This window comes from Niastella sp. OAS944 (assembly GCA_024809215.1).
In the GTDB taxonomy this organism is placed as follows: Bacteria; Bacteroidota; Bacteroidia; order Chitinophagales; family Chitinophagaceae; genus Niastella.
In genome coordinates, this window is sequence record JANUBW010000004.1 from 587,435 (window position 1) to 601,700 (window position 14,266).

General features: G+C 44.8%; 6 protein-coding genes. All 6 read right to left on the reverse strand.

What is annotated here, in order from left to right; all coding sequences use genetic code 11:
- Positions 1-4: 4 nt before the first annotated feature.
- Complete coding sequence (locus GGD38_RS20620) at positions 5-2,098, reverse strand: hypothetical protein (protein WP_375302290.1); 2,094 nt, start codon at positions 2,096-2,098, stop codon at positions 5-7.
- 3 nt (positions 2,099-2,101) lie between these two features.
- Entirely contained in the window at positions 2,102-6,616 is a 4,515-nt protein-coding gene (locus GGD38_RS20625) for a hypothetical protein (RefSeq protein WP_375302291.1), read from the reverse strand.
- Positions 6,617-6,645: 29 nt separating this feature from the next.
- Complete coding sequence (locus GGD38_RS20630) at positions 6,646-8,358, reverse strand: hypothetical protein (protein WP_375302292.1); 1,713 nt, start codon at positions 8,356-8,358, stop codon at positions 6,646-6,648.
- A 42-nt stretch (positions 8,359-8,400) separates the two neighbouring features.
- Positions 8,401-9,756 (reverse strand): PKD domain-containing protein, encoded by a 1,356-nt coding sequence (locus GGD38_RS20635; RefSeq protein ID WP_375302293.1) that lies wholly within the window; start codon positions 9,754-9,756, stop codon positions 8,401-8,403.
- Positions 9,757-10,175: 419 nt separating this feature from the next.
- The gene (locus GGD38_RS20640; protein WP_375302294.1) at positions 10,176-12,284 is read right to left on the reverse strand and encodes a glycoside hydrolase family 97 protein; all 2,109 of its coding nucleotides are present in this window, start codon (positions 12,282-12,284) and stop codon (positions 10,176-10,178) included.
- A 168-nt stretch (positions 12,285-12,452) separates the two neighbouring features.
- Positions 12,453-14,255, reverse strand: coding sequence for a RagB/SusD family nutrient uptake outer membrane protein (locus GGD38_RS20645; RefSeq protein WP_375302295.1), 1,803 nt, complete (start codon positions 14,253-14,255; stop codon positions 12,453-12,455).
- Positions 14,256-14,266: the final 11 nt, after the last annotated feature.

Consider the following 14,266-nt stretch of genomic DNA (forward strand, 5'->3'; position numbering starts at 1 on the left):
CGTATTAATAATTTATCGATACTTTTTTCATTTCGCTATAAGCGCCCGATGCCAGCACCGCCATTACCGCATACTGGTAAACCGTGTTTACCTGCACCTCGGTATCGTACAAACCTTTTGTACCTGCCGGCACTGATTTAAATAAGGTCATGGCGCCGTTGCCAGAAGATTTATATACCTGGTAATTGACCACCTGTTTCATTTCATCGTCCCATACTACTTCTACTCTTCTTTGCTCAGGCTGCGGGTATGCATATAAACGGGTGATCTGCAAAGCGCCGGCAGCACCCGCAGCTACTGTAACGGCAAGCTTTTCAGAAGCAGTAGCCAGTCCTCCTTCACTTGTTGCCGCTATGTAATAATTGTATGTACCGGCAATGCCCCTTACTGTATCGGTATAGGTATTGCGGCTTTTGCCGGCAAACTGTTGCACAATGGTGTAACCGCTGTCGGCCGTTGCCTTCCGGTACAGAATATGCGCGGCAATATCTTCATCAGCACTGTTTATCCAGTTTAACGTAACCATATTACCGGCAACGTTATATTTGGTGATCACAGCGGCAGAGGGAGGAATTATATTGGGCTTTTTCAACTCAACCAACTCGGTATGGCCACTCTGGTTAAACCGTTTATCGAGTGCAGAAATGGCATAGTATACTTTTTTATTAAGCAGTTTCAGGCTTAGCTTGTCACGAAATTTATTACCACGCCAAACAGAATCAATAAGCGGCACCAGCTCTTCATTTTTTTTCATGGCCCGGTATATCTTATAACCCATCAGATCACGTTCACTGTTCTTATTCCAGGTAAGCGTTACCACGCCATTGGAATCTATAACGGCCTTTAAACCTGTTGGCACGGCCGGCGCGATGGAATCAACCGGTTGAACCAATACCGGGTAAGAGGTTCGACCCTCCCCTTCTTTCGCTACAGCGGTTATGGTAAAATAACCCGGCTCGCCCACTGCCTTTTTAATAGCAAGCGTGCGGGTTGTAGCATCAATATTATCGAGCCATATTTTGTAAGGACCGTTTGCATTATCGGCCCGGCTTATCTGAAAACCTTTGATAAACCCGTTTGCCTTTTCTTCAAACACCCATTGCATTTGCAATATTCCTTTATCATCTGCATAAGCCGATTGAATACCCGGCACAAAAGGAAGCATATTAGCACCCTGCCCCTTTATCGCAGCTGAAGGCGGACCGGCTTCACCAAAAGGATTGATACCACGTACACGGTACTGATAGGCAACTCCATTTTCATGCAGGGTATCGGTGAAGTACATCCGGTTTGAAGCACGTTTATCTTTTTCATTCAGGTTGCTCACGGGCACGTCTGACAGGCGGCGAAATGTTTTACCACCATCTTCCGACTTTTCAACATAGTACGAAGTATAATATGCTTTTACCCGGTTATAATCCCAGGCAAGCATTACAGTACGATTGCCAAACTGCGCATTCACTTCCTGCACCGCAGGTAATGGTTCATAATTTTCAGCACCTATATATACGCCGGCGGTATCGGGTTTAGTAAGATTTGCAGGCACAGCGGTTGTAAGCCGGTACAGGTACTTTTCGTTTGGATTAACTTCATTATCAACCCAGCCCCAACCAGCCAGCTGCGCGCCTTCAAAACTCATATCTGCGGCAAACAGTGAAAAGCTAAAGCGTTGCTCCGCTTCCTGCGACTGGCTAATGATGCGGCCAACACCTTTGGTATCGTTACCGCCTACCTGAAAATTGCTGCCATACAATGCCTGCGCCATTACAGCGGCAAACTGGTCTTTCTTTGCCACTTCCTGCCAGGCATCGAGTGGTTTTGATCTTATTGGCCCGCCACTCAGCACTTTGCGCTCAGGTTTATCGAGCATTTGTTTATTGCGCAATACGGTATAACGTTCCAGAATAAAACCATATTGATTGGTAAGTTTCCATAAAGCCACATTGGTAGCCGCCCATCGCAGCCTTATAGTATGGCCCGTACTGTCGGGCCTTGCTATCATTTTTATTTGTGAGGCGGCCTGCCTGCCCTGCTGCGCAACTGCTGCGCCCGAGGCGCCCAGCACAACTATAAAAAACAATAATATCAGGCGTTTCATAGATTAATTGATCGGGTTATAATATTGAACAATATGCGAACTGCCTTTAATGCCGCCTGGTATTATAAACTGATAATTCACTTTATAATATCCCTGTTTCATTATTGGATAGTAGCCATTGATGAGCCATTCGTAATTTTTTTGCTGCGGTGTTCCCAAATACCTGTTTACCACCTGAGATTGCAGGTCCAGGAAATCCTGTTTGTATATGCGGGGCAGATCATACAGATAAGGCAGATAACCTGTTACCACCGGATCGGTAAAATTACCCTGGCTTACCAGGCTTTGATAAGCAAGCGATACCGGTAACGATTTAACGGGAACAAAACCGAATTCCGCAGTGTCGCGTTTGCTGATGACAATATCGCCGGCAACCGGATAATTTTTGTAGTTGAGCGGATAAATAAATGACCGGAAAAAGTCGTCGTCAGTAACAGCCAGTGGTTGCACCAGCGGAACATTATCTGTGTAATCGGTACCGGCCAGTTCACTTAAATCCAAAGGCTCGGCACCTGTTACTCCCTGCTGTAGCGTGAACAGATCGGAAGACAGTTTCCATACTGCGCTGTTTCCGGGCTGTATATTTTGCATTTTTTCGGCAAACGTGCCATACCTGCTGCTGTGGAATGCGTAGTTCAATAATGTTTTACCGGTATCGGCACGCACCACATCAGTGGCACTATTACCCGTTATCTGCACACTGTCGCCGGCATCGGTTGTGGTGGTATTGGTAACCATTCCGCCTGCATTGCTGTTAGTGCTGGCTGCGGGAACGCTTTGCAGCACCAGTTCATACCCGGCATTATTTTGTACCTTAAAGATGTTGAACCGCAAACGGCATTCGTTCTCATCATAGGTGAATGGCAGTTTGGCAACTGTAACGCCACTGGCTGAACGCACCATCAACTGGGGAATATAACCCGGGATGGCAAATAAATATTTTTGTCCGCGTTTTAACTGAATAATACCCTGGTTGGTTTCGGCTGTATAAAAATTCTGTTGGTCTACAACCGGCCACGAATAAGCTATATTGCTTAACGGAATGCTTTCAGGAGCGGTACCTGTAGTAAAGGAAATCGTACGGCTTTCTTCTGCCTTTTTACCATCTATATAAACCGTTTGCCACGAACCGTTTTGATTTTCTTTAAAACTTACTTTAACTGTAGCTGAAACCGATGTAGACGGCGGTAGTATTTCATTTGAATAAAAGGTAACCACATCGTTATTGGTATTCCATTTCAGTTTACCTGTAATGGTTTTTCCATTTGCCATTAGATCGAACTGATCAAGTTGTATGCGGAACGTGTGCTGGCCTTTTTCATCGGCAATAGGAATATCTTTTCCAACAGCGAAATTGAAGGCCGCCTGGGGCGCAGCAAACACATCTACCTGGGCAGCTTCTTTTGGAGTTATATCTGAAATAACTGCAATACCTACCGGTGTTGCACTACCCGAGCCCGATACGATCTTACATTCATTACCTACTTCTACCTTAAACCGTACATTACCTTTTACCAAACCTCCCAGTAAGTTAAACCGCACACCCAAATAACCAACAAACCACGCCGGGTTTGGCAACCGCGCCTGCATTAAAGCGGCGGCAGCGCCCTGTATAATAGGAATACGCGCTTTTATAAACCACAGGTTTACTTTAACTCCTAACTCACCCTGCAAATAGGCATAAGCCTGGGCATTGGCATACCAGCCATTGATACCTATAGGTTCGGTACTGCCTTCGCAATGCGCATCGCCATAATCTTTCAGCATCATATCAAAGCCAAGGCCCGCCTTGAAATTGGCATACAATATTAAAAAGGATATATCGCCCGTCTCTATCGTTATTCGTGAACCGAAAGCAATACCACGTCCATCGCCCAGGGCATTGGCATCGCGCATATAATCCAACTGGTCTGCTTCCATACCAAGAATATCGGCCACTTCCCGTGGCGGTGCGGGCGAGCCGGGTATATTGGTACCCAGCATGAAATACGATTGCGTTTTTATTCTGAAACCACCCAATCCGAACTGAATACCTATTGGGTCGGTAGGCGTACCCATATATATATACCACTCAGAAGGAGCAAAATGCATAACCGCCCAGCCGGCACGGTAATTATCACCAATACCTTGTAACAATCCCTTAGCCGCATTTACATACAGATCGAAATTGGCATGAAAAGTATTACTTTGAAAATCATAGAACATGCCCACATATGCAGAAATACCATTCGACGTTTTCATATCTTCATCTGGGGGTATTTCCCTGCCGGCCTGTTGGGGATTGGTGATCTTAAGTTTTTGTAGTTCTTCTATCTTATCGAGCTTGGCTGTTTCAGACAATCCCTCCAGCTGCTTGGTTACGTTATTTTCTATTTTATTGAACAGGTCGGCCGACTTTTCCATAAACTTGCTGGCAATACCGGGTAACTTGCCCATGAACTTGGCATTGCCAAAGAAACCGATGTAATTCATACCACCGCCGCGGTTAAACGCAACTTCAAACTCGGCCATACCCTGAACGGCTTCTGGTTTCATTACGTTAAAGAATACACCCGCTTTTATTCCCAGGCCAAGAACTGAGTCGGGTTTATAATTCGGCATATTGTCGAGCGAAGTGCCCGATGCCGCATTCATTTTGCTCATTCTATAATAGGCGCCACCGGAAAATCCGTTTATACGTAAGGCGCCGGCCACCGGAAACCCTTCGGCCCATTTTGCCGAACCGTCTACAAACCAGTAACGGAATTTATTATATCCAAACCTACAGCGAACGTTCACCTCTATTTTATTCAACGCATCGAAATTGGCCTTAATACCACCGGCAAAACCATCGCCATACACAGCATCGTTCTGCACAAATTCAATCTCACCATTAAGGGTAAGTCCGCCGATCTTTGCATTATCGATCTTTATCTTCGACAGCGATACTTTTTCAAATTTCCAGTTACTGAAACCATTCTGTTGGTTGTACGTACAACCTATGTTCAACCTCGTTGATGCTTTAAACGCATTTTCTGAAAGGGTAAGCTTTACGCCAAACGACAGATCGGCCCGGGTAGCATTGGCAACAAGTACGATGCTGTCAATTGAAACCGGGAACTTCGCGATCTTTATTTCGCCATCGTAACCAAAATAATCTACAGTAAAATAAGGGCTCACCGTCTTCAACTTCATATTGCGGAAGGTGATGGCTTTCAGCTCGGCTATGGAAGAACCCGATCCGTTACCGGCAGCTATGGTCATGCGGCCGCATAAATTGGCTTCGGGTCTGAAGTTACCATCCTCTACAAGCAGCTTTATATATGAGTTGGAATCGAGGTCTACCCTGGCCTGCCAAAGCTGGAAATCGAGTTGCTTCTTGGGCTTTACGGTAAGCCAGTATTTATTGTCTTCGGTGATCACGGCTTCATATTCAAGCGAATCTTTGTCGGCTACCGGCAATCCCAGGTTACCGCTAAAAGAAGCAGCTACCAGGTGATTCGCTTCGAGGCCAATACTAACATCATCAACCGAAAAATGCCAGCCCGATGCAGAACCCGCTTTATAGGGCAAGATCCCTTTTCCTGAAAAAGTACCACTCACCCCATTATTGTCGATGATCATATCATGTCCGTTAAACGACACCGGCCCTGTTGAACCGGCACGGCGGAACATCTTGGGAAGTTCTATATCGATGGTTTGTATATACACGCCCCGCCACATATATGGGTTGGGATAGTGTAAATACCGGGCTTCATACCCCGAAGGGAAAGTTACAGCAGGGCTATTGCGGGTATCGCTGAAATCGAAGACAGCATTTGATACGGTAAACACAATCCCTTCGAGTTTATTGACCTGGAATTTAGGCAGGTTAATAGTGATCAGAATATCGTTCCAGTCAGTAATGATCGCATCAAACCCGGCGCTCACTTTGGCTTTCGCATCGGCCAATTTATTTCCACTATTATCACAGGGTATCAGCAACGAGCGGGGAAACTCAACCTGGGCCGCCACGCTTAATTCTTTAAAACCGTTACAGTCTATGGTAAGAGATGTAAGGCCCGATTGCGCCTGTCCATTCTGCAAATTAAATCCACCTTTCAGTATCAGCATGGCATTGCCACCATGAATGGGTATATGACAATCGCCTAATAATACCAGCCTTGCATCGCCAACAATACCACCACGGTAAGAAAGTTTTAGTGAACTTATACCAAAGAACAACGGTTCATCGCGTTGTGGGATCTTCACCTTTGCAAACACGGTAAGCTCAGCATATGTTTCATGAAACACGGCACTGCTTATCGCAATTTTATAGGTAATGTTATTGACAGTTCTGCGTAAGCCAACCGGCAATTCGTTCAAATCATCGGGCTGCAGCATTTCAAGCCATTTGTCGCTCTGCTCTACTTTCTCCACAGCACTTATGGCCATTGATTTAATAGCGGCAGAATCGGCAAAATACTGTTCGTCGCCATCGCCTGCCTTTGCTACGGAAAAACAAAGTAGTAGCAATAAACCAAAACAAAAACGTTTCATAGCGTACATTTAATTTTACCGCTTACTGTTTAAAAACTGTAACTATACCCCATGGTTCCCGTGAGGTCGGTAGTATTTTTAGTTTGTTGTGTTTCGCGAATCTGATTGACAAGGTTCAGGTTCAACCGGTGTTTTTTGAACACCGTATACGATGCATTAAAACGCACACTCAGCACACTGCTTATTTGAACATTATCCTGTTTACTGAAATTGTACGAGGTAGAAAGCCCTGACGACAATTTCTTTTTAAACATCTTCGCCATAAAACTTACGGTTGGCCCCATGGTCATAAAATCGTTACGTGCAATGGTGTTGTAGCTCACATTATATGCGGCCGTCAGGTTCATGCCCTGCTGTAACCATTGAACACCGTAAGAGGTGGCCAGGTTGTAAAATTGTGAGCTGTTACCCTTGGCAACAGAGCCGCCCTGATCATCCGATGCATCCTGAAAATTCAGGTTCATGTTCAATGAATGCATTTGCTGTTCGCTCTTTTTGGTAAGCACATTTACATTCAAATTGGCGTTTTGAGAGATCTGGGTAAAATTCAGGGTATCCATTTGCTGATAGGGCAACTGGTTAATGTATTCGAACTGCGGACGAATACTCATATACGTTTGAAAGTTGGAATAACTGAAACTGGTTTGCAGTTTTTCGGTAGGTGTATAATTTAAATTAAGTGCACCTACAACTCGCCTGGTAGTGCCGGATTTGCTGTAATCGAGGTTATCGCGTTGTATGCCTACGTTAGCAGAAATATTGGCTTTGTCTCTTAAAAGACTTTGCGCCAGATTTACGGTTATATTTTCGAGGTCGTTACTGAAATAATAAGTTCCGAATGTTTGGTAGCCGGGATCTATGCGCTCGTACCCTGCGCCAATGGTGCTTTTGCGGAAAGTATAATTCAACTGGGCTTTCAGGGCATGATACACGGCAGTAGAACCATTTCCCTTCATAAATATGTTTGATACGCCCTTGTTCAAATTTTCGGTACTATCGCGTACATCGCGCGTTAATACACTGGTTGCATAACCACCGGAAAGCTCCAGGCCTCTTAACGGTTGCAAACCCAGTTCATAATGCAATGCAAGATTTTGTCCGGGAAAGATCAGCAAACTATCAGGTGCTGTGGCCAAACTGCTTCGTATATCCTTTGCAGCAAAAGCCGAGATACTGACCCTGTACATTTTTTGATTATAACCCAGTTTGGCGCCATATCCTATACGGCGGTACACGGGCAACATATTAGAGGTGCTATCGTACTGCACTGATTTCAGCAACCTGCCGCCCATGGCGCTTATTCTCCAGGGGCCATCCGGCGTAAGATCAACACCTGCACCCGTGAACTGATGGCCGCTTAATGTATACGGTGAAAAACTCATAGCTACATCACCTATATGCCCTGCTATCCACTTATATGTAGGATGCAAACTCAACCGGTTAGGTGGTGTGGGATATGTTAACCCATGACTGGCATTAGTAAGATTAAAGGAAAACGGCAGATTGATCTTGCCAAACAGATTGGCATTGAGATTACCTTGCAAAAACCAGGTAAACGGTTCACGGCCATAATTGCCATTACCGCTATAAAAGGCGGTATTGGCAGCTATACCGCCACTAAACCTGATCGGTTTTGCCTTGAAGACATTTTTCAGGCCTTCAATGTCTACCTGTTGGGCAATAGTTATTTTACAACAGGTAAGCAGTATGATGAATAAAAGACTGCGTACAATTTTATGCATAGGGTTCAGGGATTCGTTTGGAATGGGGCTTCATGGCCTGCGTTACGGTACTTTCTGCACTTTTATATCCGTTACGATGTATGAATCGGCGCCGTTTTGCACGAACTGTTTTATTTTAACAGCGCCTTTGCGGCCATCGCTTGTTTTGAATAACACTACCCGCGGCACCTGGTTGTTTGTGAATTGCAACCACCCGCCACTACTAAAATCAACCGGCATAGTTGCAAACATGGCATCATTGGTCATACCGTCAAAGTCGGCCGGTGTAAGGCTGGCGCTGCAACCGCAATATTCCTGCGAATTAATAACGGTAGCTGATTGAGCGCCCGGAATAGCATCAAACGTATAGTTTGTGGCCGAGTCGGGTGATATAAAGCGGTTATAGGTAAAGCTTTGATTCAACCCGAAGAACACAAGATCAATATCTTTTCCTGCAACTTTCAGGTCATCTGAGGCTTTGAAGCTGCGCTGTAGTTTGGTAGAGAAAAAACAACCCACCGAACCATGCGCCGTATTAATGCCAAAACGAACATCATTAAAAGTGCGCAAATTGGAATTTGGCAATACATTAATGGTTTGCTGAACAGTTTTTGTTTCTTTGTTATTACCCGCAGTTAGCGTAATGATATAGGAACCTGGTACAGCAAAATATATAGAAGGTTTACGGGCCGTATCATTATCGATGGTACCGCCTGTGGTGGTCCATTTCCAATGCAGCCCGCTAACAGTTTCATTATTGAGCGTTGCTGTTAACGGCGCTTCATAATCGTTATCGTCTAACGAAGGAATGATGGTAAAAGCCGGCAATAATGCAGGTAGCAGCGTAAGTTTTTTGGTTTGGGTAAAGTCTTTTCGGCCATTGTTCACTATGAGTGTAATGGTATGATCGCCCGGTGTGGTAAATTTTACAATACCGGGATCTTTTGCTGTAGATGTAGCGGGCTGGCCACCTTCGAATGTCCACTTATAACTAACACCGCCGGTGGTTTTATTTACAATAGTTACATCTGCCGGAACAAAATCATTTACCTGTGGCAATGCATCGAAACCTATAACAACCGAACTATCAATAAGGATCTCGATTGTTTTTGAATTCCGGTTATCCGCATTCCAGGCCTCGAGGGTAACCGAACAATTACCAGCCGAGCCAAAAGTTACCGTTCCCGGATCTTTTTTATCGGAAGTAGCAGGGTCGCCACCGGTGAACGTCCATTTATAATGAGTGGCTCCAGTGGCATTATTGGTGAAATTTATTTTAACCGGCGCAGAAAAATCGTTGTTCACAATGGTATATGCGAAATCAACGCTTAAAGCTGTTTCCTGTTCTTTTTTGCAGGCTGTTATAAAAACCAACAACAACAGTATACAGGTGAAGTGATCTATAAAAAGCTTTCTCAAGGTTTGGATTTAGGGATATGCTAATAGGGTTCCATCCAATATATGATGGTATATGGCAGTTTCAATATGTAAGCAGACGTGTTTAATTTACTGGCAAACGGGGCCCCGGCGGGGTATTGGGCTGGTCTTTAGGAAATATACTATACGTTAGTTTACTAACGGAAGGTGCAGATAAAGAAATGTTCAATTGGTTCATTGGTATAACATTCATAGGATAACCGAATTACAGGTGCGAAACTATATTAAATTTCGTATTTATGCCAGCCGAGTTTATAAGCGTGTAGATTTTACCTTTTTTCGTGCAGTTTCAGGCAATAGTCGTGCAGGCCAATAAATCCCCAATAACAAACAACCGTTAGGAAAAAGAAAATGGCCGCCATAGCAATTGCAATGGCGACCAAAATCGAATACAAGGGGAATTATTCGCTTTGAATAATACTGATGGCTGTACCGCCGCCTGGCGCCAGTGCAAGCTTTAACCTTGTGTTGCTATCTACCGTCACACTCCTGATGGAATAAGCTTCGGGGTTTGTTTTCCAGGTAGCCCCGGTTGCGTCTTCATAGATGATCGCTTTATATTTTTTCCCCTTCTGCAAAAAATTAAGTGGAAGGGTTGTTGCACGGGCATTTTCATCGGTAATGGCGCCAACAAACCATCGGTCACTTCCTTTTTCTTTGCGTGCAATGGTAATATAATCGCCCGGCTCAGCCTCCAGGATCTTAGTATCATCCCAGTCAACCGGTACTTCTTTTATAAACTGAAAGGCATCGGGTTTTGCTTCGTAATTTTCCGGCAGGTCTGCAGCCATTGTAACGGGACTGTACATGGTAACATACAATGCCAGTTGTTTTGCCAATGTAGAGTGCACCGATCTATTGGGCACTCCCGGCGCATAGCCTTTTAATTTAAAAATGCCGGGTGTATAATCCATAGGGCCGCCCATAAGCCGGGTAAAGGGCAAAATGGTTTCATGATCGGGAGGGTTTCCGTTGCTGAATGCGTGGTATTCATTGCCCCTTGCAGCTTCGCAAGCCATGAAGTTGGGATAGGTGCGATGCAACCCTGTAGGCCGCGGAGGCTCGTGCGCATCTACCATTACCTGGTATTGCATGCCATGTTGTAATACCCGTTCGTAATGGTTCACCATCCATTGGCCGTCGTGATGTTCGCCCCGCGGAACAATACGCCCCACATAACCTGTTTTCACAGCATGATAACCGAATTGTTTCATGAACCTGAAAGCCGTATCCAATTGCCGTTCATAACTGGTAGCAGAGCCCGAAGTTTCGTTATGCATGATCATATTCACCCCCTTTAACAGGGCGTATTCTGTGATCTCCTTTACATTAAAGTCGGGGTACGGTGTAGCAAAATCAAACACATTTTCTTTCCAGTTGCCAAACCAGCTTTCCCAGCCTTTATTCCACCCTTCAACCAGTACACCACCTATGCCATTCTTTGCAGCAAAATCAATATACCGTTTTACATTGGCAGTATTGGCGCCATGCTTTTGATTGGGAATTAACTGACCCTTCGCATCGGTGCTATCGGCATAATCAGAATAGTTCCAGGTGCTTTTACCGGTTTGCATTTCCCACCATACACCTACGAATTTCATGGGTTTGATCCATGCCACATTGGTATCAACAGGCGGCTCATTCAAGTTCAGAATTATTTTAGAGGCCAGTATATCCGTTGCCTTATCGCTGATAATTATAGTGCGCCAGGGCGTATGCGTGGGTGCGTGCAAATAAGCTTTATTATTAAATGCATCGGGCACCAGGGTCGATGACAACCTGAAACTTTTGTTATCTACATGCAATTGCATGGCGGGATAATTCAACAGCGCTGCCTCGTGAATATTAATATATAATCCATCGGCTGTTTTCATCATCAGCGGGGTTTGCACAGCCCGTGCATCGGTTACTGTTCGTACAGCAATATCCGTAGCTGCTGCTACCACGGGCGTGTTATTCACCTCGCTTAACAGGGAGGTTGTATAAGCATATTCGTTGGTATCAAAATCGCCCGGGATCCAAAACGCCTTATGATCACCGGCCAATTGAAACTGCGTACATTCGTCCTTTATAATAAAGTAAGTCAATCCGTTTTGCCGGGGAAATTCATACCTGAACCCTACCCCATCGGCAAATACCTTAAAAACAATATCCAGCAGCTTTCCCGAACTATGTTTGAGGTGCACCGTTAGTTGTTCATAGTTGTTGCGAATGGTACTGTACTCGCCCCAAACGGGTTTCCAGGTTTCATCAACCGTTTTACGATCTTCACCTGCCAGTTTAAAGTTCTTATAGAAAAGAGAATCGCTATCGATTAAAAAGCCAAGCGAAGAAGGTTTTACCACTTCTTTACCATTGAACAAAACGGCATATACCGGCCTGCCTGCATCATCTACTGAAAACTGTAACCGTACCTTTTCCCTGGTTATTTCCAATGGCGGACTTGCCTTAGCTGAAATTGAGAACAACAGGAATAATATAAGCACACGTGTTTTTATAGAACTCATCATGTGTAAGTATCTGATTAAGAATTATAGTCTTTTGTCGTGAATCGTGAATGGTCAGTGGTGAGTGGGCTCGCGAACTTTGAGATTAATATGCGATCTTGCGCTGCCGGAAACTTATTGCCGATTGCCGATTGCCGATTGCCGATTGCCGATTCACCACTCACCATTCACTTAATACCCCTGATTCTGCTGCCCGGTCATCTTCGGGTTTGAATTAAATTCAGCCTGTGGAATGGGCCAGCTATAGGTTTTATCTTTCCATTCAAGTTTGCCATTTACATTGATGGCTGTTTCATAATAAGCGGCTTCTGATGCTCCTATGCGCCAGCGACAAACATCAAACCACCAACCGCCTTCATTGAACAATTCGGCAAAACGTTCGTAATACAGCGGATTGTTTCCCAATACCGGGTCACCAATGGCAACCGTTGCGCCCGTTAAACTGGTATAATCAACCGGCGAAGGTGCATTATCGGGGTAACCATAGGCACGGCGTTTTGTTTTATTCAGGTAGGCAAGCGCGGTAGTATTATCGTTCAAACCCTTTGCCGCTTCTGCATACAACAAATACACTTCTGCCAGCCTGATGAGATAATAATTCCAGGCATCGGCCGGACCGGTATTATTGATATTATCGAAAATGGGTGCATACTTTCTAAAGCTCCAGCCATACCTGTTTGCCTGCTTTGCCCAAAATTTTGGCATGGAAACAGGGTACCAGTTCCTGCCATCAAATTTCACCGAATCAACCCAGGGTTGCAAGGCATTTACAAACAACCGCGGATCGCAGGTCTTATTTACTCTTACCTGTAACGATTGCTGTTTGTAAACCGGGTCCATTATATTCTTTGGATTGGTATAACTGGCCGCTTTACCGCTATTGAAATCGGGATTTGGCTTCAGCGTATAGGAACCCAGGCCGAACCCAAAACGCTCTACGTTTTTGTCGTGAAAGATCTCATTGCCATATCCTAATGGGTTTGAAGCGCCTTCTGTTCCATCTTCCCCTAACGCCCAGGGACACCAGATCAAACCATTAATGGTGGTAGCATTGGGCGTATTACCATATACACCATAGTTACCTTTTGAATCCTGGTCAACATTCAACTCAAATATTGATTCTTCATTGAATTCATTGGCGCTTATGCCAATAAATGCATCGCGGTATTTTTCGTAAGGCATCAGCGATTTGCCACTGTTATCGATCACATCTTTCAACACGGTTCTGGCCTCATTCCAGTTCTGCGTAAATACATACGCCTTTCCCAGTAATGATTTGGCGGCCCATTCGCTAATTCGTCCTTTATCATTACCCGACCAGGTTTTCCCTTTTAGCAAGGCGGCAGACTGTTTACAATCGCTAACGATGAGGTCCCATACTTCTTTAACAGTGTTACGGCCTTTTTGCGTTCCTTCTAACCCGGTTGGCAGTTCAGTAAAAATGGGTACCCCTTTTTTATCGCCGCCACCGGCTGTAGTGATATAACTTTCACCAAACAAACATTCGAGGTTGAAGTAATAATAGGCCCTGAGAAAATAGGCCTGTCCTTTTACCAGGTCAACGGTCGATTGGTCTTGCGGTTTGCCATAGCGCGACATATAAAAATCGGCGCCCTGTATGGCCACATTGCAATTCTTAACACCGGCAAAAAAGCTTGTCCAGGCTTCCTGTACGTATGTATTGGTGATACCTAAATTGGTTGCCGCCATTTCGTTCCAGGAAGGGTCGCCGTCATAAGCGCTATTGGCAGTATGTGTTGCATTTGATAAAGCCTTTGGCCACAAATGAAAACCAAACAGGTTGGCATCGCGCAAATTTGAATAACAGGGAACCAGCACACTATTCAACTCGCTTAAGGTTTTAGGAAAATTAGTGGTAGAATAGCTGTCGGTAGGCACAACCAGACCAGGATCTTTTTTACATGCACTTAGTATGACAAGCCCAAATATGATGAGGTATTTCTTTTTGAACATGATAATAGTTT

Bases quoted from the DNA above. Each gene is read 5' to 3' on its own strand.
- GGD38_RS20645 (WP_375302295.1), bottom strand. From the start codon at position 14,255: ATGTTCAAAAAGAAATACCTCATCATATTTGGGCTTGTCATACTAAGT.
- GGD38_RS20620 (WP_375302290.1), bottom strand. From the start codon at position 2,098: ATGAAACGCCTGATATTATTGTTTTTTATAGTTGTGCTGGGCGCCTCG.
- GGD38_RS20625 (WP_375302291.1), bottom strand. From the start codon at position 6,616: ATGAAACGTTTTTGTTTTGGTTTATTGCTACTACTTTGTTTTTCCGTA.
- GGD38_RS20630 (WP_375302292.1), bottom strand. From the start codon at position 8,358: ATGCATAAAATTGTACGCAGTCTTTTATTCATCATACTGCTTACCTGT.
- GGD38_RS20640 (WP_375302294.1), bottom strand. From the start codon at position 12,284: ATGATGAGTTCTATAAAAACACGTGTGCTTATATTATTCCTGTTGTTC.